Genomic DNA, 20,642 nt, shown 5'->3' on the forward strand with positions numbered 1-20,642 from the left:
GCGGTCGCCCGGCGACGCCCCGGTCCTCGTCGCCCACCGCGGTGTCGCCCGCCCGGGCACGCCGCGAGGCCGCCGCCGGGCGGGACGGGGTCCGCGTCCGCTTCGGCATCGGGCCGTTCGCCGAGCGCTCGTCGGCCTCCCCCGTCGTCGCGGTGCTCCCGCCGGTCACCCCGCTGCCCGAGGGCGTCGCGGGCCGGACCGCGGAGGCCCCGCCGGCCCCGGCCGAGGAGCCCGCGCCCCGGCGCCGGGTCCGCAAGCGCTTCGGGCTCAACTCCCCGGAGGAGTAGCCGGGGCGCGCCCGGGGAGCGCGTCCAGCACGGCCGCCAGCGGCGGCCACGACTCGCGGCCCCGGCGCGTGACCGGCCGGCACCGCAGGTGCACCGGCGGGTCGGGCAGCTCGAGCACCCGCACGCCCGGGGCCACCGGGCGGTCGACCGGGAGCAGGCCCACCCCCAGACCCGCGACGACGAGGTCGTCGACCAGGTCGAGGCTGTCCGCCTCGTGGGTCATCCGCGGCTCGAAGCCGGCCCCCGCGGCGAGCAGGCGCAGGACCTCCTCGTCGGCGGCGTTGCGGGAGTTGCCGATCCAGTCCGCGTCGCGGTACGCGGCGAGGACCTCGGCCGACGTGCGCCCGGGCGGACCGGGCGGACCGGGCGGGCCATCGGGGACGCTCTCGGGGACGCCGAGGCCCCAGCGGGCCTCCCAGAGCTGCGCCCCGGCCACCACGGAGGGCGGGAGCGCCACGGCGGAGGGCGCGAGGTCGTAGTCGTAGACCAGCGCGAGGTCGACGGCGTCGGCCTCGAGGAGCGCGAGGGCCTCGGTGGGCTCGTGCTCGCGGAAGGTGAGCCGCACGCGCGGGCGGGTCCGCGCGAAGCCGGCGACGATCGGCATCAGGGACCGGCGGATCGCGGTGGCGAACCCCGCGACGCGGACGGTGCCGGCGGGCTCGCCGTGCGGGTCGAGGTCGTGCCGGGCGGCGTCGACGGCCGCGAGGATCCCGGCGCCGTGCTCGGCGAGGCGGTGCCCGGCCGGGGTCAGGCGCACCCGGCGGCCGTCGGGTTCGACGAGCGTCGCGCGGACCTCGCGGCCGAGCGCCGCGACCTGCTGGGACACCACGGAGGTCGAGGTGCCGAGCGACTCGGCCACCGCGCGCATCGAGCCCAGGCGGGCGAGCTCGACGAGGTAGGGCAGGCGCCGCGTGTCCATCGTCCGCACTCTACGGACGATGTGTCCCGGTTTCTCACGTGGACACGGACGGTCCGGGCCACGTTGACTCCTGGTCGTGCCACTCACCACCTCCTCCGGCGCCCGCACCGGTGCGGTTCTCGCCCTCGGGTCCATGTCCTGCGTCCAGCTCGGGCTCGCCGCGTCGGTCGGGCTCTTCGACGTCCTGCCGCCGGAGGGGGTCGCCGCGCTGCGCCTGGTCTGGGCGGGCCTGCTGCTCCTCGTGATCGCCCGGCCCCGGCCGTCGTCTTTCTCCCGGTCCTCGCTGGGCGCCGCCGTGGCGCTCGGGGTGGTCACGGCCGGCGTGACGATGCTGTTCATGGCCGCGGTGGCCCGCATCCCCCTGGGCACCGCCAGCGCGATCGAGTTCCTCGGCCCGCTCGGGGTCGCGGTGGTGCAGGGCCGCCACGGCGCGGGTCGCCGGCGGCTGCTCTGGCCGGTGCTCGCCGCCGCGGGTGTGCTGCTGCTCACCGCGCCGTGGGAGGGCGCGGCCGACCCGGTGGGGGTGGCGTACGCCCTCGGCGCCGCGGCGTGCTGGGCGGCCTACATCCTGCTGACCCAGCGCGTCGGGGACGCCGTCACCGGCCTGCAGGGGCTCGCGGTGTCGATGCCGGTGGCCGGGCTGGTGAGCGCGGCGATCGCGTTCACGACGGTGCCCGGACTCCCGTCGGCCCTCACCGGCCCGGTGCTGCTGCTCGGGCTGGGCCTCGGGCTCCTGCTGCCGGTGGTGCCGTTCGCCCTCGAGATGCTGGCCCTGCGGCGGCTCACCGTGGCCGCGTTCGGGACGCTCATGGCCCTGGAGCCCGCGATCGCGCTCGTCGTGGGGGCCGTGGCGCTGGCGCAGCTGCCCGGCGCCCTCGGCGTCGTCGGGATCGTGCTCGTGGTGACCGCCGGGATCGGCGCGGCGCGCTCGGGTGACCGGTCCGCGGATCAGCCCGTGAACGTGGCGGTGATGCCGCCCTCGGCGACGAGCTCGCCGGGCTCCCCCACGCGGTAGCGCACCACCCGCCGCGTGCCGCGGACGGGCACGACGAGGCGTCCGCCGCGGCGCACGGCCGCGGTCCAGAGGTCCGGCGGGCCGTCCGCGACGGAGAGGAACGCGACCAGCCGGTCGTACGGGCCGTCGGGCGGCGGCTCGCGCAGGGCGTCGGCGACCGCCACGGTCACCGTCCCCGCGAGCGGATCGGGCCCGAGCAGCCGCCCCGCCCGGTCCACCACGGCCGCGTCGCGGTCGACCGAGTGGACCCGCCCCGCGGGCCCGACCGCGCGGGCGAGCACCGCCGTCGCGAACCCCGAGCCGGTCCCGACCTCGTAGACCGACCCGCCGCGCGGCAGGTCGAGCAGCCGGAGCATGGCGAGCACCACCGCGGGCGGCGTGACCTGCGGGGCCGGCACCCCGTGCTGGAAGCGCCCGACGCCCGTGGCGGCGTGCGCGCCGACGACGTCGGCGCGGGCGACGCGCACCGCGGGGCCCTCGTGCCTCAGGCGGCGAGCGCGGCGTAGGCGGCCTCGAGCTCCTCGGGCGCGGGGCCCTCGAGCCGGCCCGGGGTCGCGAGCCCGTCGAGGACGACGAACCGGAGCATCGCGCCGCGGCTCTTCTTGTCCACGCGCATGTGCTCGACGAGGTCGGGCAGCGCGTCGGCGTCGTAGCGGGTCGGCAGGCCCACCGAGGCCAGGACGTCGCGGTGCCGGTCGGCGGTCGCGTCGTCGAGGCGACCGGCGCGCCGGGCGAGCTCGGCGACGAACACCAGCCCGACGCTCACCGCCTCGCCGTGGCGCCAGTGGTAGTCCTCGCGGCGCTCCACGGCGTGGCCGAGGGTGTGCCCGTAGTTGAGGATCTCGCGCAGGTGCGACTCGCGCAGGTCGGCGGCCACCACCTCCGCCTTCACGCGCACCGACCGGGCGACCAGTTCGTCGATCACCGGGCCGGCCGGGTCGACGGCCGCCTCCGGGTCGGCCTCCACCAGCTCGAGGATGCGCGGGTCGGCGATGAAGCCGGTCTTGATCACCTCGGCCATGCCCGCGGCGATCTCCTCCGGGCCGACGGTCCGCAGGCTGTCGAGGTCGGCTATCACCGCGGCCGGCTCGTGGAACGCGCCGACGAGGTTCTTGCCCGCTGCCGTGTTGATCCCCGTCTTGCCGCCCACCGCGGCGTCGACCATGGCGAGCAGGGTGGTCGGCACGTGCACCACCCGGACCCCGCGCATCCAGCCGGCGGCGACGAAGCCCGCGAGGTCGGTCGCCGCTCCCCCGCCGACGGCCACCACGGCGTCGGAGCGGGTGAGCCCCATCCGCCCCAGGGCCTCCCAGCAGGAGCCCGCGGTCGCGAGGTTCTTGCCGTCCTCGGAGCCCGGCAGCTCGACGCGGTGGACGGCGACCCCCGCGGCCTCCAGGCCCGCAGCGATGTCGAGCGCGACCGCCTCCACGGCGGGCTGGTGCAGCACGGCGATCCGGGCCGCGCCGGCCAGCGCGCCCCCGTCCCGGACGGCCTCGGCGACCGCCCCGGTCACGCCGCGGCCGATCACCACGTCGTAGGGGCTGCCCGAGGCCACCCGCGCCGTCTCAGCCACGGGCCACCTCCGTGCTCAGGAGCCCGGCCACCGCGTCGGCCACTGCGCCGGGGGCCAGGGAGTCGGTGGCGACCTCGTGGACGGCCACCGACCGGTAGACCGGCAGCCGCTCGGCGAGCAGCGACGCGAACGTGGCGCGCGGGTTGACCCCGGCGAGCAGGGGCCGCGCCGTGGAGAGCCCGGTGCGCCGCACCCCGGCCGCGAGCCCCACCGAGAGCAGCACGACCGGGTGCCCGACGAGGGCCTGCTGCGTGGCCTCGGCGAGGACCGCGCCGCCGCCGAGCGCGAGCACCCCGGCGTGCGAGGCCAGGGCCTCGGCCACCGCGGCCTGCTCGAGGGCGCGGAACGCGGGCTCGCCGTCGGTGGTGAAGATGTCGGCGATGACCCGGCCGGCGCGGGCCTCGACCAGCTCGTCGGTGTCGGCGAACTCCACGCCCCACCGGTCGGCGAGGAGGCGCCCGACGGTGGACTTCCCGGCTCCGGGCGGTCCGATGAGGACGACGGCGGGTGCCACTACTCGACCGCCCGTCGCGGGTCGATGCCCGCCCGGTAGGCGGCGGCGTTGCGCGCGGTCTCGGCCAGCGAGTCGCCGCCGAACTTCTCCAGGGCGGCGTCGGCGAGCACGAGCGCCACCAGGGCCTCCGCGACCACGCCGGCCGCCGGGACCGCGCACACGTCGGAGCGCTGGTGGTGCGCGGTGGCCGCCTCGCCGCTGGCCAGGTCGACGGTGCGCAGCGCGCGCGGCACGGTGGAGATCGGCTTCATCGCGACGCGGGCGCGCAGCGGCTCGCCGTTGGTCATCCCGCCCTCGATCCCGCCCGCGCGGTTCGTCGCCCGCTCGATGCCGGCGCCGGTGACGGGGTCGATCTCGTCGTGCGCCTCCGAGCCGCGGCGGCGCGCGGTGGTGAAGCCGTCGCCGATCTCGACGCCCTTCATGGCCTGGATGCCCATCAGCGCGGCGGCGAGGCGGGCGTCGAGGCGCCGGTCGGCCTGCACGTAGGACCCGAGCCCCACCGGCAGCCCGTGCGCCACGACCTCGACCACGCCCCCGAGGGTGTCGCCGTCCTCCTTCGCGGCGTCGACCTCGGCCACCATCCGGGCGGTGGACGCCTCGTCGACCGCGCGGGTGGGCGAGGCGTCGATCCGGTCGGCGTCGCCGGGCATCGGGATCGTGTCGGGCGTCGCGTCCGCGGTGCCGAGCGACACCACGTGCGAGAGCACCTCGACCCCGAGGGCCTGGGCGAGGAACGCCTTCGCGACGGCCCCGAGCGCCACCTTCGCGGCGGTCTCCCGCGCGGAGGCCCGCTCGAGGACCGGACGGGACTCGTCGAACCCGTACTTCGTCATGCCCGCGAGGTCGGCGTGGCCGGGCCGCGGGCGGGTCAGCGGCGCGTTCCGCGCGCGCCCCTCCAGCAGGGCCGGGTCGACCGGGTCGGCGGCCATGACCGTCTCCCACTTGGGCCACTCGCTGTTGCCGATCCGCATCGCCACCGGGCCGCCCTGGGTCAGCCCGTGGCGGACGCCCCCGAGGATCTCCAGCTCGTCGGCCTCGAAGCTCATGCGCGCGCCCCGGCCGTAGCCCAGACGCCGCCGGGCCAGTTCGGCCGAGACCTCCTTCGAGGACACCTCGACCCCGGCCACCAGGCCCTCGAGGACCGCCATCAGGGCCGGACCGTGCGACTCACCCGCCGTCAACCACCGCAACACCACCCGGCCATCGTTCCACGTCCGCTCCACGTCCTCTCAGCTCCCGGCCACCAGGACGATCCACGTCACCCCGAGCAGCGGCGGACCGAGCGGCAGGGCCCGTCGCCGCAGGAGCGCGGCGCCCACCGCGAGGACCGTCGCGGCCGCCACCGGGACCACCGCGACCGACCACCACCCCACGGCCGCCAGGGGCGCTCCGAGCGCCGCCGCGAGCTTCGCGTCCCCGCCCCTGAGGCCGCGCGGGGCGACGACGGCGAGCAGGACGTGCGGGGCGCCCAGCACCAGCGTCCCGAGCACGCCGGCGAGGACCGCGTCGGGCCCGCACGGCAGCAGCAGCGCCCACCCGAGCGGCACGGCCGGGAGGGTCACGACGTCGGGCAGCCGCCCGCTCGCGAGGTCGGTGGCGGTCCCGGCCACCGCGAGCACCGACGCCCCCAGCAGCAGCGGCACCCGCGCCGGGGCCACCGCCCCCGTCACGGCGGCCGTGCCCACCACGCCCCAGGCCGTGGCGACGGCCGGCTCGCACCACCCGGGCGCGAGGAGCACCCCGCGGCGCGCCCGCGCCAGCCCGAGGCGCACGGCCGCGCCCACGGCACCCCCCGCGGTGAGGGGCAGGAGCACGCCGAGCGCGACGTCGAGCAGCAGGTCCACGATGACGAGGGTGGGCGCGGGGACGGGGCGCCGTCACGAATGGTCCCGTCGCCTGGGGACAACTCGGGTCCCCGGTGCCGGTGGGGACGGAGCACTCCGGCGAACGGCCCGGGGCGCTGGGGCGAAGGGCCGGGGCGCTACGGCGGACGGACCGCGAAGTCGGTCGCCCGGACCAGCGCGCGATGCATCTCCCGGCGAGGTGCCGCCATGCCCGTGAACTGCTCGACCTGCCCGAACGCCTGGTGCAGCAGCATGTCCAGGCCCGTGGCGACCGCCAGCCCGCGCGCCTGCGCCGCGGCGGCGAGCGGCGTGGGCCACGGGTGGTAGACCGCGTCGAGGACGACGGCGCCCTCGGGCAGGCCCGCCACGAGCCGGTCGGCCACGGCGGCGTCCACGGCCCCCGCGGGCGTCGTGTTGACCAGCGCCTTCGCCCGCGAGAGGTCGACCTCGTCGAGCGCGTCGAAGGTCCGCACCAGCCGGCGCATCCCGTAGGCGTCGATCACGGCCGCGGTGTCGCCCGCCCGGGCCGGGTCGCGCACGACGAGCTGGACGTCCTCGTTGCCCAGCACGGCCATCGCCCCGACGGCCGCCGACGCCGTCGCGCCCGCCCCCAGCACCACCACGTCGTAGAGCCCCGCGGCGAGCGGCGCGGGCTCCCGGATCCCCGCGGCCCGCAGCGCCCCGGCGATCCCCTCGACGTCGGTGCAGTCCGCGGCCCAGCCGTCGCCCGAGCGGACGAGCGTGTTCGCCACCCCCAGCCGGCGCGCCCGGTCGGTGGCCCCGGTGGCGACGGCGAGCGCCGCACGCTTTCCCGGCATGGTCACCGAGAGGCCCACCCAGGTCTCGTCGAGCCCGGCGACCAGGCCGGGCAGGTCCTCCGCGGTGCACTCGACGCGCTCGTAGGTCCAGTCCCGCAGGCCGAGCGCGGCGTAGGCGGCCCCGTGGAGCACGGGCGAGAGCGAGTGCGCGACCGGCGAGCCCAGGACGGCGGCGCGCCTGACCACCTAGTACACCCCGCGCGCCTGCGCGAGCCGCCGGTTGGCGTCGTGCTCCTCGGGGCTCACGGCGAAGCACGAGGTCCCGTCGTTCTCGCACTTGACGAAGTAGACCCAGCCGCCGACCTCGGGGGCGAGGGCGGCCTGCAGGGCGGGCGTGGACACCGCGCCGATCGGCGTCGGGGGCAGCCCGAAGTTGAGGTAGGTGTTGTACGGGCCGGGCGCCGCCCGGTCGACCGGCGTCGTGAGGAGCGTCTGCCGGTCGAGCGGGTAGTTGATCGTCGAGTCCATCTGCAGCCGCATCGGGATCGGCAGCCGGTTGTAGACCACGCGGGCGATCCGCCGGAAGTCGGACTCGACGCCCTCGCGCTCGGCGATCGACCCGACGACGAGGGCCTGGTAGGGCGTGACGTCGTTGGCGGCGGCCTTCGTCACGAGCCCACCGGCCTCGAGCCGGCCCACCGACGTGCCCACCACCGAGGTCAGGGCCTCGGCCGCGTCCGAGCCCGGGCGCACGTCGTAGGTCCCGGGCGCGACGAGGCCCTCGAGGCGCCGCTCGGGCAGGGCGCGGCGGACGTCGGCGAGGGCCCAGGACGGGACGCCGAGACGGGCCGGGTCGGTGTCGGCCATCGTGCGCCGCAGGTCGTCGACCGAGGCGCAGCGACGCTCGCCCGAGTCCTCCACGACGCAGGTGGCGGCCGAGATGAGCGAGAGCACCCCGGGCACCCGCGCGCCCGCGGCCCCCGCGGTGTCGTCGAGCTGGGTGCCGCCGCGGACGTCGAGCAGGCCGAGGCGGGTGGCGGGCTCGAGCATCCGCGTCACCGCGTCGGCCGCCGGCATCCCGCGCGCCATGTCGTAGAAGCCGGGCTGGATCCCGCGTCCGCGCGGGTCCTCCTCGGCGGCCTGGCCGAACCCGCGGGCCGAGGCGACGACGCCGGCGGTCACCAGCGACTCGCCGATGTCGCGGGTGGAGTCGCCGTCGGCGACCTGGACCACCACGTGACCGGTGCCCGGGCCGTCGTAGTCGGGCGGGAAGGCCACGCCCCAGAGGTCGCGGGCGAAGTACGCGCCGCCCGCGAGCGCGAGGACCAGGAACGCCGCGACGAGCGGCCACAGCAGGCGGCGGCGCCGGTCCCCGCCGTCGCGGTGGTCGTCGTCCGACGACGAGGCCGGGGCGAGCCCGCCCAGCAGCCCCAGGTCGCCCTGGTCGTCGTCGGGCCGGACGTCGCGTGCCGCCGGGCCGGCGGCGGCGGCCGGGGGACCGGGCGGCTGCCACGCCGGCGGGACCGGGCGGGCCTGCCGGTACTCCGGCCGGTCGTCGGGGCGGAAACGCTCGCGCGCCCGGGGTTCGGGCGCCCCGGCGCGGGGGGGCCGGTCCCCCGGGTCGGTGCGGGGCCGCTCCCGGGCGGGCCGGTCGGCGGCCTCGGTGCGGGACCACCCGCGCGGCAGGGGGCCGGGCAGCGGGACGCGGGACGGGGTGGTGGGCAGGACCGCGTCGCGGCGGGACAGCGTGTCGGTGACCGCGTCGTGCTCGCCGGACTGCGCGGTGAGGGCGGTCGTCGCGTTCTCGACGTCCCCGCCCGGGCGGCGCAGGCCACGCCGCGGCACCCGCCCCTCGCGCTGCCCGGGCCGCTGGGACCCGGACGACGGCGACCCGGTCGACGGCGACAGCGGCACGATGCGCCGTCCGCTGCCGGTGGCGTCCTGCGACCGGGTCACGGGGCCGTCCCGGCCGGGCCGGCGCTGCGGCGGCCGTCGAGCCAGGTCTGCAGGATCTCCACCGCGGCGGCCTGGTCGATGACCCGGCGCTGCGCGCGCCCCTTGACCCCGCGGTCGGAGAGCATGCGCCCCGCCGTCACGGTGGTGAGCCGTTCGTCGGCCATCGTCACCGGCACCCCCGACACCCCGCGCTCGTCGAACACCTCGCGGAGGTCGTCGGCGTAGCCGAGGGCGGCGCGGGCCGCCGGGCCCTCGCGCCCGGCGAGCGTGCGGGGCAGACCCACGACCACCTCCACCACCTCGTGCTCGGCGACGAGATCGGTCAGCCGGTCCAGGTCGGACCACGTCGTCTCGTCCCGATCGAGGGTAACGAGCGGCGTGGCGAGCACTCCGGCGGGATCGGAGAGGGCGACGCCGACGCGCACTGCGCCGACGTCGACCCCCAGCACCCGCCCGGAGGCGGCCATCGTCAGGAACCCGCCGCCGTGGCCACCTGCTGACGCAGGGCGTCGATGGCGGCACCGATGCCGGCGTCGACCCCGGCCGGGCCGCCCGAGGGCGTGCCGCCGCCCTGGGCGAGGTCGGCCTTGCCGCCGCCGCGGCCGCCCACCGCGGGCGCGAAGGCCTTGACCAGGTCACCGGCGGCGAGGCCGCGGTCGCGGGCGGTGGCGGTCGTCGCGACGACGAAGGACACCTTCTCCCCGTCCGGGGCGAACAGCGCCACGACGCCGGGTCGGTCGCCGAGGCGGCCGCGCACGTCGGAGGCGAGGCTGCGCAGGTCGCCCCCGCCCACCCCGTCGGGGGTGCGGGTGGCCACGAGCGCGATCCCGCCGACGTCGTCGGCGCCGTCGGCCAGCGCCCCGGCGGAGGAGAGGACCTCGCGGGCGCGGACGTTCTCCAGCTCCTTCTCGGCGGCGCGGAGGCGCTCGACGATGCCGGAGATGCGCTCCGGGAGCTCCTCGGGCTGGGCCCGGAACTGCTCGGAGAGCTGGTTGACCAGCACGTGCTCGCGGGCGAGGAACCGGAAGGCGTCGATCCCGACGAGGGCCTCGACCCGGCGCACGCCGGAGCCCACCGACCCCTCGCTGAGCAGCTTCACCAGGCCGAGCTGGCCGGCGCGGCCCACGTGGGTGCCGCCGCAGAGCTCACGCGAGTAGTCGCCGACCTCGACGATGCGCACGGCGTCGCCGTACTTCTCGCCGAACAGGGCCACGGCCCCGAGCCGGCGGGCCTCCTCCATGTTCGTGACGAACGCGCGCACCTCGTCGTCGCCGAGGAGCACGGAGTTCACCTCGTCCTCGACGTCGGCGAGCACGCTGGTCGGCACGGCCCCCTCCGGCGAGGTGAAGTCGAACCGCAGCCGCCCGGGGGCGTTGAGCGACCCGGCCTGGGCCGCGGAGTCGCCGAGGGCCTTGCGCATCCCCGCGTGCACGAGGTGGGTGGCGGTGTGCGACCGCGAGATGGCCGACCGCCGCTCCATGTCGATCTGGGCCGACACCGGGGCGTCGCGGGTGATCTCGCCGTAGACGACGCGGCCGCGGTGCACCGACAGCCCCGGGACCGGGGTCTGCACGTCGGTGACCTCGACGGCGAACCCGTCGCCGGTCAGCCGCCCGGTGTCGGCCTGCTGGCCGCCGCCCTCGGCGTAGAAGGGCGTGCGGTCGAGCATCACCTCGACGGCGTCGCCCTCGGTGGCGGCCGGGACCCCGACGCCGTCGACGACGAGGCCCACCACCCGGGCGTCGGCCTGCTGGTCGACGTAGCCGAGGAAGTCGGTGAGCCCGGCCCGGTCGAGGATCTCGCGGTAGGCCGAGGCGTCGGCACCGCCGTGCTTGCGGGCGGCGGAGTCGGCCTTGGCCCGGGCGCGCTGCTCGTCCATCAGGCCGCGGAAGGCGCCCTCGTCGACGTCCAGGCCCGCCTCGGCGGCCATCTCGAGGGTGAGGTCGATCGGGAAGCCGTAGGTGTCGTGCAGGGCGAAGGCGCTCGCCCCGGGCAACGTCGTGGCCCCGCTGGCGCGGGTGTCGGCCACGGCCGACTCGAAGATGCGCGACCCGGTGGCCAGCGTGGCGAGGAAGGCCTCCTCCTCGCGGCGCACCACGGCGGCGATGCGCTCGTAGCTCGTGGCGATCTCGGGGTAGGACGGGCTCATCGCGTCGCGGACCACGCCGACGAGGTCGACGAGCACCGGCTCGGTGATGCCGAGCAGGCGGGCGTTGCGCACCACGCGGCGCAGCAGGCGGCGCAGCACGTAGCCGCGGCCCTCGTTCCCGGGCACGGCGCCGTCGCCGATGATCATCGTGGCGGTGCGGACGTGGTCGGCGATGACGCGGAAGCGCACGCCGTCCTCGTCGGTGCCCCGGGCGTAGGAGCGGCCGGAGAGCTGCTCCACCCGCTCGATCACGGGGCGGACGAGGTCGGTCTCGTAGACGTTGTCGACGCCCTGGAGCAGGAACGCGACGCGCTCGACCCCGAGGCCGGTGTCGATGTTCTTCTGCGGCAGCTCGCCGACCGGGGCGGCGCCGTACTTCGGGCTCTCGGTCCCCCGCACGTCCTGCATGAAGACGAGGTTCCAGATCTCGAGGTAGCGGTCCTCGTCGGCGACCGGGCCGCCCTCGACGCCGTACTCGGGCCCGCGGTCGTAGTAGATCTCCGAGCAGGGGCCGCCGGGACCGGGGATGCCCATGTCCCAGTAGTTGTCGCGGCCGTCGCGGCGCTGGATGCGCTCGGTCGGCAGGCCGATGACGTCGTGCCAGATGCGCTCGGCCTCGTCGTCGGACTCGTAGACCGTGACCCAGATGCGCTCCGGGTCGAAGCCGTACCCGCCGTCGTCCTGGCTCGAGGTGATCAGCGACCAGGCGTGGCGGATCGCGCCTTCCTTGAAGTAGTCGCCGAAGGAGAAGTTGCCGGCCATCTGGAAGAACGTGTTGTGCCGGGTGGTGTGCCCGACGTTCTCGATGTCGCCGGTGCGCACGCACTTCTGCACGGAGGTGGCCGTGGCGAAGGGCGCCGGGGCCTCGCCGAGGAAGTACGGCTTGAACTGGACCATCCCGGCGTTGACGAACAGCAGCGTCGGGTCGTCGAGGATCAGCGAGGCGCTGGGGACGGGCGTGTGGCCGGCGTTCTCGAAGTGGGCGAGGAAGCGTCGGCGGATCTCGTGGGTCTGCACTGGTGTCCTGCTCGGGTGATTCCCTGCGCACGGCAGGGCGGTGACGGGTGGACGACGGCTCGCGGGGGCGCCGCGTCGGCGCGGGTGCCGGTGACGGTCCTGCCCGGGGCGCTCGTCAGCGCCCGGCGGCCCCCCGCCGTGCCGCTCGCGCGTGCCGGCCGGGGTCCGGGTCACCCACCATCGCGGGCCGGATCGGGATCTCGGTGGTGTCCTCCACGAGCGAGTACAACTCCTGCTCGCGCTCGTTCATGCCCGCCCGGACCTCGGCCCCGAAGGCGCCGAGCCCGGCGCCGAGCTCGCGCAGCCCCTCGCCGAGGGACGCGCCGACGCCCGCCGGGCTGGCGCGGTGGGCGGCCTGGTTGACCTTGCGGGTGGCACTGACGCCGATCGCGACGCCGACGCCGACCCAGAACAGTCGCTTCATGCGCGGGCACTCCGCTTGCTCTTCGTGGACCGCTTCGAGGGCGGTGCGTTCTTCAGCTTGCGGGCCTGGCTGGCCTTGCGCAGCCCGTAGGACAGCGCCGCGGTCTTCACCAGCGGCCCGCCGAACGTCGCGGTGAACAGCGAGCTCAGCGCCCGCGCGTTCGCGGCGACCGCCTGCGCGCTCGACGTCACGCCGTCGACCCGCTCCAGCTGCGTGTTCACCGTGGTCAGCGTGACCTGGGCGTCGTTGAGCAGCGGGGCGGAGCCCTCGTGCGCCTTGCGGATGGCGACGGTCGCCTCGTCCAGCGTGCGACCCAGCTTGATCAAGGGAACGGCCAGCAGCAGCACCAGGATCACGAACGCCACCGCGGCGATGATCGCCGCGATCTGCCCGACCGACACGGTCATTCCCCTTCGGCTGGTGATCGTTTGCCCGTCCGGACCCACCGGGTCGCGGGACGGTGGCGGAAGGTTACCGGGTGACCAAGATCGGCGCGCCCGGCCCTGCCCCGTGGGCACCCGGGGTCGCCCGGAGTGCCGTCAGCGCCCGCTCGGAGCGGAGGTCGGTGGAACCGCACCCACGGCGGGGCGGCGATCGCTACCGTCCCCGGCATGAGCGAACTCGACCTCGGGCGGCGGGTGGAGGCCCTCGAGGCCCTCCGACCGCGGATCGACGGCCTCCGGGAGGACCTCACCGCGGTGTCCGACACGGTCCTGGACATCCAGGACACCGTGGACGGGCACACCGCGACCCTCGCGAGCCACACCGCGACCCTCGCGACCCACACCGGGATGCTGAGCGAGATCCTGCGCCGACTCCCACCGGCCTCCTAGCGGCCGCGGATCACCTCGCGGAGCCGGGCGAGCCGCTCGGAGATCGCCCGCTCGTCCCCGCGCCCCGAGGGCAGGTAGTAGTCGCGGCCCACCAGCTCGTCCGGCGGGTACTGCTGCGCGACGACCGCACTGCGCTCGTCGTGCGGGTAGCGGTAGCCCACCGCGTTGCCCAGCTTCTGCGCCCCCGCGTAGTGCCCGTCGCGCAGGTGGGCCGGCACCGGGCCCGCCGCGCCGGAGCGGACGTCGGCCATCGCGGCGTCGATCGCGGTGATGACGGCGTTCGACTTCGGCGCCGTCGCGAGGTGGATCGTCACCTGGGCGAGCGCGATCCGGGCCTCGGGCAGGCCGATCAGCTGGACGGCCTGGGCCGCCGCGGTGGCCGCCTGCAGCGCGGTGGGGTCGGCGAGCCCGACGTCCTCGCTCGCGTGCACCACGAGCCGCCGCGCGATGAACCGCGGGTCCTCCCCGGCGACGATCATGCGGGCGAGGTAGTGCAGCGCGGCGTCGGGGTCGGAGCCGCGGATCGACTTGATGAAGGCGGAGATGACGTCGTAGTGCTGGTCGCCCGCCCGGTCGTAACGTACGGCGACCTCGTCGACGACCTGCTCGACCACCGCCAGGTCGATCACGCCGCCGGGCTCGACGGCGTCGGCCGCGGCCTCGAGCGCGGTCAGGGAGCGCCGGCCGTCGCCCGCGGCGAGCCGGACGAGGTGGGCCCGGGCCTCGGCGTCGAGGGTCACGGTGCCCGCGAGGCCGCGTTCGTCGGCGACCGCGCGGTCGAGCAGCGTGCCCACCGCCCCGTCGTCGAGGGCGTGGAGGCCGAGCACGAGGCTGCGGGAGAGCAGCGGGGCGACCACCGAGAACGACGGGTTCTCCGTGGTGGCGCCCACGAGCAGCACCACCCGGTCCTCGACCGCGGAGAGCAGGGCGTCCTGCTGGGTGCGGCTGAACCGGTGGATCTCGTCGATGAACAGCACGGTCCGCCGCGGCTCGGCGGCCGCGAGCCGACGGCGGGCCACCTCGATGACCCCGCGGACCTCCTTCACCCCGGCGCTCAGGGCGGAGAGCGCCTCGAACGCGCGCCCGGTGGCCCCCGAGATCAACCGGGCGAGGGTGGTCTTCCCGGTGCCGGGCGGGCCGTGGAGCAGCACCGACGCCGGCGCCGCGCCCTCGACGAGGCGCCGCAGCGGGGCGCCCGGGCCGAGCAGGTGGTCCTGCCCGACGACCTCGTCGATGCTCGCCGGCCGCATCCGGACGGCCAGGGGCGGGCGCGGTCCGTCGCCCTGCGGGGCCGGGCGATCCTCCACGACGCCACGGGTGACCGGCCGGAGGTCGTCGCCCGAGGGCGGCTCCGGCGCGGGCGGCGCCACGTCGAACAACCCCTCCTCGGTCACGGGCCCGACGCTACTGCCCGGGTCCGACATCCCCACCCGTGCGCCCTCCACCCGGAGCAGCCGCCGAGCGGCCGCGGACCCGCCGGATAGGGTCGGCGCCCATGCGGGAGATCCTCACGGTGCTGGAGGCCGACGCCCACGCGAGCGTCGAACGCATCGCCACCCTGACCGGCATCGACGAGGCGACGGTCCGCGAGCGGATCGCCGCGTGGGAGGCGTCGGGCGTGATCCGGCGCTACAAGGCGGTGGTCGACTGGGACCGCTTCGGCGACGAGCGGGTGACGGCGTTCGTCGACGTCACCGTCGCCCCCGAGCGCGGCCGCGGGTTCGACGACGTCGCGGAGCGCATCGCCCGCTTCCGGGAGATCCGGGCGGTGCACCTGGTCAGCGGCGCCCAGGACCTGCGCGTCGAGGTGGAGGGGGCCTCGCTGAAGTCGGTCGCCGACTTCGTCGCGCAGAAGCTCTCCGGGATCGACCGGGTGACGGCGACGAGCACGCACTTCCTGCTCCGCCGCTACAAGGACGACGGCCAGCTGCTGACCGACCCCGAGCCCGACCAGCGCCTGTCGGTGACCCCGTGACCGCCCCCCGCAGGCCGTTCTCGCGGGTCGTCGAGGCCATCCCGCCGTCGGGCATCCGCAAGTTCTTCGACCTCGCCCAGACGATGCAGGGCGTCATCTCCCTCGGCGTCGGCGAGCCCGACTTCCCGACGCCCTGGAGCGCCCGCGAGGCGGCGATCCACGCCCTCGAGCACGGCGCCACCACCTACACCTCCAACAGCGGGCTGCTCGAGCTGCGCGAGGCCATCACCGACGACCTCGCCGACCGGTACGGCGTGCGCTACCGCGCCGAGGACGAGTGCCTCATCACCAGCGGGGTCTCCGAGGGGCTCGACCTCGCGCTGCGGGCGCTGCTCAACCCGGGCGACGAGGTGATCGTCCCCGAGCCCTGCTACGTCGCCTACCAGCCGTGCGTCGCGTTCGCGGGCGGTGTCCCCGTGCCGGTGGCCCTCGACCCGGACGACGCCTACCGCCTCGATCCCGCGATCATCGGTGCGGCGATCACGGAGAACACGAAGGCGATCCTGTTCGGCTCGCCGTCGAACCCCACCGGCTCCGCGCAGAGCGCCGCCGACCTGGAGGCCCTCGCGGCGCTGGCCCGCGAGCACGACCTCTGGCTGCTCTCCGACGAGATCTACGACCGCCTGACCTACCACGGCGTCCACACCCCGATGGCCGTGTCGGCGCCGGAGCGGACCGTGCTGCTGGGCGGGTTCTCGAAGTCCTACGCGATGACGGGCTGGCGGGTGGGCCACGTGTGCGCCCCGGAGCCGCTCGCACGGCTCATGGTGCGCATCCACCAGTACACGATGCTGTGCGCCCCGCACATGTCCCAGGTCGCCGCGCTCGAGGCGATGCGGACGGCGCAGGAGGACGTCGAGGAGATGGTCGCCGACTACGACCGCCGGCGGCGCCTGTTCTCCAAGGGGCTCGACGAGCTCGGCCTCACCTGCCCGGTGCCCGGCGGGGCGTTCTACGTCTTCCCGTCGATCCGGTCCACCGGCATGACCTCGGCGCAGTTCGCCGAGGGTCTGCTGACGCAGGAGAAGGTCGCCGTGGTGCCGGGTGACGTCTTCGGTCCCTCGGGCGAGGGACACGTGCGCTGCTCCTACGCCACCGCGCTCCCCCAGCTCGAGCAGGCCCTGGAGCGGATCGCCCGGTTCATCGGGTCCTGACGATCCGCGCGGCCCGTCAGGCGAACGCGGGGAACAGCGGGAGCGGCTCGGCCCCGCCGTAGGGCTCCAGCCCGTGCAGGACGGCCTCGGCCAGGTCGACCGTCGCCTGCTCCTGCTGGCGGGCCGCGTCGAGGGAGAGCCGCCGCCAGAACCCCGCCAGCACCGCCGCCGCGCGGAGCTCGGGCCGCCCGATCACCACCTGCTCGGGACCCGCACCCCGCCCGACGATGCCGGGCAGCAGGGCCCGCGTGCTGACCCAGACCCACAGCGTGGTCGCGGCGAGGTGCCGCGGGCCGGAGTTCGCGGGCTCGGAGAGCTCCGGCCACACGTCCGCCACCTCGGACTGCCACGAGGCCGTCATCGCCTCCGCCATGCCGCCCGGCAGCGCGAAGGGCGCGGCCCAGCCGGGGAACGGGAGGCGCACCGACGAGGCGGTGAGCGCGACGTCGCGGAAGGAGCCCCACTCGAAGTCCAGGAAGCGGGCCCCCGCCCCGGTCAGCAGGCAGTTCTCGGGCGAGACCTCCGACGGGCTGAACGCGCGGTAGGAGGTGCCGCCGAGCAGGGCCGCGGCCGACCGGGCGTGCGCGACGGCCGCCGGGGCCGCCTCGACGCGCAGCAGGTGGGCGAGCAGGTCGGGGAGCTCGGCGAGCGCCGAGCGGGCGTCGTCGGCCAGCGGGTCGCGCCAGTGCCGCACCCCGAAGCGGCGCAGCAGCGCCCCGAAGTCGCCCTCCCGGGCGGCCGTCGCGGCCTGCAGCCGGCCCAGCGCGCGGGTGGCGCCCAGGAGCGCCCGCTCGGCGACCTTCGGGTCGTCGCCGTGGAGCTTGTCGGCGAGCGTGGCGCACCGGCCGAGGTCCTCGAGCACGAGCAGCCGGGCGCGGGGGTCGTTGGCGTAGAGCGTGGGAGTGACCCGCTCCTCGGCCGGCAGCGCGGTGAACAGCTGGCAGCTCGCGGCCTCGTACGGGAACGGGTCGACCCGGTCGGTGACCACCCCGACGGCGTCGGCCGGCACCGGGAGGTAGTGCTTCACGACGAGGGTGCGGGGCAGGGAGAACGGGTTCTCGGCCACCCGGACGCGCACCACCCGCGACCGGGCGCTGCCCCCGAGGTCCTCCGCGTCGGCGAGCCGGACCCGCGCCCCGGCGCGCCGGGTGAGGAGGTCCTCCGCCAGCTCCACCGACCGATCGAACGAACGGTCGGGACCCACCTCGCGATCGGGGTGCGGCGGGGCGGGGGCGTCGGAGTCGTCGGCCGTCAGCGGGGTCATCAGCCGATGGAGACTACCCGCCGTGGCGTCCGGATCCTGCGAGTTCCGGCCACTCGACGTCGTCGTGAATCGATCCATCCGGGCCTTCCGGACGACCCCGTCCCGGTTGCGCGCGATCACACTGCGTGCCCGGGAGGGGGCAACCGGTTGCGGCGGTGACCCCCGTCAGGAGGACGCCGGGGACGTTCCCGGGTCGTCGACCGGGCGGCCCTGGGGCTTGACCGGGTTCGCCGGCAGCGGGTCGCCCGCGGGCTCCGCGGTGGGGGCCGTGGCCGGCTTGGAGTCGACCCCGGCCTCCTTGCGCTGCAGTGCCGTGATCGGGGCCGGGGCGGAGGTCAGCGGGTCGAACCCGCCGCCGGTCTTCGGGAAGGCGATGACGTCGCGGATCGAGTCGACGCCGGCGAGCAGTGCACAGATCCGGTCCCACCCGAAGGCGATGCCGCCGTGCGGGGGCGGGCCGAAGGAGAACGCGTCGAGCAGGAACCCGAACTTCTCGCGCTGCTCCTCCGGGGTCAGCCCCATGAGGGCGAACACCCGCTCCTGGACGGCCTGGTCGTGGATACGGATGGACCCCCCGCCGATCTCGTTGCCGTTGCAGACGAGGTCGTAGGCGTAGGCCAGGGCGTTGCCGGGGTCGGACTCGAAGGTGTCGATCCACTCCGGGGTGGGCGAGGTGAACGCGTGGTGCACCGCGGTCCACTGCCCGTCGCCGACCGCGACGTCGCCGGCGGCCGTGGCCTCGTCGGCCGCCTCGAACAGCGGCGCGTCGACGACCCACACGAACGACCACGAGCCGGGCTCGATGAGCTCCAGGCGGCGGGCGATCTCGCCGCGGGCGGCCCCGAGCAGCGCCCGGGACGACGACCGCGGGCCGGCGGCGAAGAAGACGCAGTCGCCGGGGTTGGCCCCGACCGCCTTCGCCAGGCCCTCGCGCTCGCCGTCGGAGAGGTTCTTCGCGACGGGCCCGCCCATGCCGACCTGGCCGTCGTCGCCCACGAGCACGTAGGCGAGGCCGCGAGCGCCGCGCTGCTTGGCCCACTCCTGCCAGCCGTCGAAGGTGCGGCGGGCCTGGGAGGCCCCGCCGGGCATGACGATCGCGCCGACGTAGGGGGCGCGGAACACCCGGAACGGGGTGTCGGCGAAGTAGTCGGTGAGCTCGGTGAGCTCGATGCCGAAGCGCAGGTCGGGCTTGTCCGAGCCGTAGCGGGCCATCGCCTCGGCGTAGGGCATCCGCGGGATCGGGGTGGTGATCTCGTGGCCCGCGAGCTCCGACCAGAGCGCGCCGACGATCGCCTCGCCGATCTCGATCACGTCGTCCTGCTGGACGAAGCTCGCCTCGATGTCGAGCTGGGTGAACTCGGGCTGCCGGTCGGCGCGGAAGTCCTCGTCGCGGTAGCAGCGCGCGATCTGGAAGTAGCGCTCGAGCCCCGAGACCATGAGCAGCTGCTTGAACAGCTGCGGGCTCTGCGGCAGCGCGTACCAGCTGCCCGGGCGCAGGCGGGCCGGGACGAGGAAGTCGCGCGCGCCCTCGGGGGTGGAGCGGGTGAGGGTCGGGGTCTCGATCTCGAGGAAGTCCCGGTCGGAGAGCACGTCGCGGGCGATCTTGTTCGCCCGGCTCCGCAGCCGGATGGCCCGGGCGGGGCCCTCGCGGCGCAGGTCGAGGTAGCGGTAGCGCAGGCGGACGTCCTCGCCGGGGACCTCGTCCATCTGGAAGGGCAGCGGCGCCGCCTCCGAGAGCACCGTGAGCCCGGTCGCGTTGACCTCGACCGCGCCCGTCGCGAGGTCGGCGTTCTCGCTGCCGCCCGGCCGGGCCTCGACGCTGCCGGTCACCTGCACGCAGTACTCCGAGCGCAGCCGGTGGCTCGCGTCGGCCACCTCGCCGGAGCGGAACACCACCTGGACGACCCCGGAGGCGTCGCGCAGGTCGATGAAGACGACCCCGCCGTGGTCGCGGCGACGGGCCACCCATCCGGCGAGGGTGACGGTGGCGCCGACGTTCTCGGCGCGCAGCGTGCCGGCGGGGTGCGTGCGCATCATCGGGGGTGAATCTCCTGGTCGAGGCGGCTGGACGGTGGTGTCACCACCACCCGGCACAGGCTATCGACCGGCCCGCCGACGGCCCCGCCCGGCCGAGGTGCCCGCGGAGGCGCCCTCCGCCCCGCCCGGGATCCGTGTCCCGGCGGTCTCCCGTCGCCGGGAGCGTTTCGGGTGCCGCGTCGCGGCCCACCCCGGTCCAGATCCACACCCCCGCCCCGGCCCCGGCGGTGCCCCGATGTCTGCGGACGCACCCCGGAGGACGACGGTCATGACCGCGTTGACGCCCCGCCCCGCGCTGATCCGTCCCGAGGACGGCCCACCCGCCGCCCTCCCCGGCTCGCGGCTGATGCACTTCCTGCGCACCACCGATCCCAAGGACATCGGGATCCTCTACCTGGTCACCTCGTTCGGCTTCTTCCTGGCGGCCGGGCTGATGGCGCTGGTCATGCGCGCCGAGCTCGCCCAGCCGGGCCTGCAGATCCTCTCGGTCGAGCAGTACAACCAGCTGTTCACCATGCACGGCACGGTGATGCTGCTGCTCTACGCGACGCCGAACGTGTTCGGGTTCGCGAACTACCTCGTCCCGCTGCAGATCGGGGCACCCGACGTCGCGTTCCCGCGGCTGAACGCGTTGTCGTACTGGCTGTTCCTCTTCGGCGGGCTGACGCTCATGGGCGGCTTCCTCGCACCCGGCGGCGCGGCCTCCGCGGGGTGGTTCGCCTACACCCCGCTCTCCACGGCGGTCTACACCGGCGGCATCGGCCAGGACCTGTGGATCGTCGGGCTCATCGTCTCGGGGCTCGGCACGATCCTCGGCGCGGTCAACCTCGTCACGACGATCGTCTGCATGCGCGCTCCCGGCATGACGATGTTCCGGATGCCGATCTTCACCTGGAACATCCTGGTGACGGTCATCCTCGTGC

21 protein-coding genes are annotated in these 20,642 nt (G+C 76.0%); 6 read left to right on the forward strand and 15 right to left on the reverse strand.

The window, feature by feature from the left end:
* On the forward strand, positions 1 to 287 hold a 287-nt coding region (locus ACFPBZ_RS28400), incomplete at its 5' end, for a hypothetical protein (RefSeq protein ID WP_378039474.1).
* Here the strand turns inward: ACFPBZ_RS28400 and ACFPBZ_RS28405 are convergent.
* On the reverse strand, positions 268 to 1,206 hold the full coding sequence (locus ACFPBZ_RS28405; RefSeq protein ID WP_378039475.1) for a LysR family transcriptional regulator: 939 nt from the start codon (positions 1,204 to 1,206) through the stop codon (positions 268 to 270). The genes ACFPBZ_RS28400 and ACFPBZ_RS28405 overlap by 20 nt on opposite strands.
* A gap of 76 nt (positions 1,207 to 1,282) precedes the next feature.
* Here ACFPBZ_RS28405 and ACFPBZ_RS28410 point away from each other — a divergent pair, with 76 nt between their 5' ends.
* On the forward strand, positions 1,283 to 2,221 hold the full coding sequence (locus ACFPBZ_RS28410) for an EamA family transporter (protein ID WP_378039476.1): 939 nt from the start codon (positions 1,283 to 1,285) through the stop codon (positions 2,219 to 2,221).
* On the opposite strand, the gene ACFPBZ_RS28415 is transcribed toward ACFPBZ_RS28410, so the two are convergent.
* The 11 genes from ACFPBZ_RS28415 to ACFPBZ_RS28465 form a co-directional block, all read right to left on the reverse strand.
* Positions 2,155 to 2,688 (reverse strand): protein-L-isoaspartate O-methyltransferase family protein, encoded by a 534-nt coding sequence (locus ACFPBZ_RS28415; RefSeq protein WP_378039477.1) that lies wholly within the window; start codon positions 2,686 to 2,688, stop codon positions 2,155 to 2,157. The two genes, ACFPBZ_RS28410 and ACFPBZ_RS28415, sit on opposite strands and share 67 nt — an antisense overlap.
* Before the next feature lie 17 nt (positions 2,689 to 2,705).
* Positions 2,706 to 3,794 (reverse strand): 3-dehydroquinate synthase, encoded by a 1,089-nt coding sequence (gene aroB / locus ACFPBZ_RS28420; protein ID WP_378039478.1) that lies wholly within the window; start codon positions 3,792 to 3,794, stop codon positions 2,706 to 2,708.
* The gene (locus tag ACFPBZ_RS28425; RefSeq protein ID WP_378039479.1) at positions 3,787 to 4,308 is read right to left on the reverse strand and encodes a shikimate kinase; all 522 of its coding nucleotides are present in this window, start codon (positions 4,306 to 4,308) and stop codon (positions 3,787 to 3,789) included. Before ACFPBZ_RS28425 ends, aroB begins: the two co-directional genes overlap by 8 nt.
* On the reverse strand, positions 4,308 to 5,501 hold the full coding sequence (gene aroC, locus ACFPBZ_RS28430) for a chorismate synthase (protein ID WP_378039493.1): 1,194 nt from the start codon (positions 5,499 to 5,501) through the stop codon (positions 4,308 to 4,310). Before aroC ends, ACFPBZ_RS28425 begins: the two co-directional genes overlap by 1 nt.
* Before the next feature lie 36 nt (positions 5,502 to 5,537).
* Positions 5,538 to 6,152: a prepilin peptidase gene (locus ACFPBZ_RS28435; RefSeq protein ID WP_378039480.1), complete on the reverse strand. Its 615-nt coding sequence runs from the start codon at positions 6,150 to 6,152 to the stop codon at positions 5,538 to 5,540.
* Between the two features lie 137 nt (positions 6,153 to 6,289).
* Positions 6,290 to 7,156 carry a shikimate dehydrogenase gene (locus tag ACFPBZ_RS28440; protein ID WP_378039481.1) on the reverse strand — a complete coding sequence of 289 codons (867 nt, stop codon included), beginning with the start codon at positions 7,154 to 7,156 and terminating at the stop codon, positions 6,290 to 6,292.
* Positions 7,157 to 8,866 (reverse strand): endolytic transglycosylase MltG, encoded by a 1,710-nt coding sequence (locus ACFPBZ_RS28445; protein WP_378039482.1) that lies wholly within the window; start codon positions 8,864 to 8,866, stop codon positions 7,157 to 7,159.
* Positions 8,863 to 9,333, reverse strand: coding sequence for a Holliday junction resolvase RuvX (gene ruvX / locus ACFPBZ_RS28450; protein WP_378039483.1), 471 nt, complete (start codon positions 9,331 to 9,333; stop codon positions 8,863 to 8,865). Before ruvX ends, ACFPBZ_RS28445 begins: the two co-directional genes overlap by 4 nt.
* 2 nt (positions 9,334 to 9,335) lie before the next feature.
* On the reverse strand, positions 9,336 to 12,032 hold the full coding sequence (alaS, locus tag ACFPBZ_RS28455; RefSeq protein WP_378039484.1) for an alanine--tRNA ligase: 2,697 nt from the start codon (positions 12,030 to 12,032) through the stop codon (positions 9,336 to 9,338).
* 115 nt (positions 12,033 to 12,147) lie between these two features.
* Positions 12,148 to 12,456: a hypothetical protein gene (locus tag ACFPBZ_RS28460; RefSeq protein WP_378039485.1), complete on the reverse strand. Its 309-nt coding sequence runs from the start codon at positions 12,454 to 12,456 to the stop codon at positions 12,148 to 12,150.
* Positions 12,453 to 12,857, reverse strand: coding sequence for a DUF948 domain-containing protein (locus tag ACFPBZ_RS28465; protein ID WP_378039494.1), 405 nt, complete (start codon positions 12,855 to 12,857; stop codon positions 12,453 to 12,455). The genes ACFPBZ_RS28460 and ACFPBZ_RS28465 overlap by 4 nt, the downstream gene beginning before the upstream one ends.
* A 210-nt stretch (positions 12,858 to 13,067) precedes the next feature.
* Here ACFPBZ_RS28465 and ACFPBZ_RS28470 point away from each other — a divergent pair, with 210 nt between their 5' ends.
* Positions 13,068 to 13,289: a hypothetical protein gene (locus ACFPBZ_RS28470; RefSeq protein ID WP_378039486.1), complete on the forward strand. Its 222-nt coding sequence runs from the start codon at positions 13,068 to 13,070 to the stop codon at positions 13,287 to 13,289.
* On the opposite strand, the gene ACFPBZ_RS28475 is transcribed toward ACFPBZ_RS28470, so the two are convergent.
* Positions 13,286 to 14,683, reverse strand: a complete 1,398-nt coding sequence (locus ACFPBZ_RS28475) for a replication-associated recombination protein A (protein ID WP_378039487.1) — start codon at positions 14,681 to 14,683, stop codon at positions 13,286 to 13,288. The genes ACFPBZ_RS28470 and ACFPBZ_RS28475 overlap by 4 nt on opposite strands.
* A gap of 101 nt (positions 14,684 to 14,784) precedes the next feature.
* Here ACFPBZ_RS28475 and ACFPBZ_RS28480 point away from each other — a divergent pair, with 101 nt between their 5' ends.
* A complete protein-coding gene (locus ACFPBZ_RS28480) occupies positions 14,785 to 15,264 on the forward strand; it encodes an Lrp/AsnC family transcriptional regulator (protein ID WP_378039488.1) in 480 nt (159 codons plus the stop codon).
* Positions 15,261 to 16,418: an aminotransferase class I/II-fold pyridoxal phosphate-dependent enzyme gene (locus tag ACFPBZ_RS28485; RefSeq protein ID WP_378039489.1), complete on the forward strand. Its 1,158-nt coding sequence runs from the start codon at positions 15,261 to 15,263 to the stop codon at positions 16,416 to 16,418. Before ACFPBZ_RS28480 ends, ACFPBZ_RS28485 begins: the two co-directional genes overlap by 4 nt.
* A 16-nt stretch (positions 16,419 to 16,434) precedes the next feature.
* On the opposite strand, the gene ACFPBZ_RS28490 is transcribed toward ACFPBZ_RS28485, so the two are convergent.
* Positions 16,435 to 17,682, reverse strand: a complete 1,248-nt coding sequence (locus tag ACFPBZ_RS28490; RefSeq protein ID WP_378039490.1) for a hypothetical protein — start codon at positions 17,680 to 17,682, stop codon at positions 16,435 to 16,437.
* 165 nt (positions 17,683 to 17,847) lie between these two features.
* Positions 17,848 to 19,719, reverse strand: coding sequence for an aspartate--tRNA ligase (aspS, locus tag ACFPBZ_RS28495; protein ID WP_378039491.1), 1,872 nt, complete (start codon positions 19,717 to 19,719; stop codon positions 17,848 to 17,850).
* 268 nt (positions 19,720 to 19,987) lie between these two features.
* Between aspS and ACFPBZ_RS28500 the strand changes: the two genes are divergently transcribed.
* On the forward strand, positions 19,988 to 20,642 hold a 655-nt coding region (locus ACFPBZ_RS28500), incomplete at its 3' end, for a cytochrome c oxidase subunit I (RefSeq protein ID WP_378039492.1).

The organism is Actinomycetospora atypica (assembly GCF_042653685.1).
Taxonomy (GTDB): domain Bacteria; phylum Actinomycetota; class Actinomycetes; order Mycobacteriales; family Pseudonocardiaceae; genus Actinomycetospora; species Actinomycetospora atypica.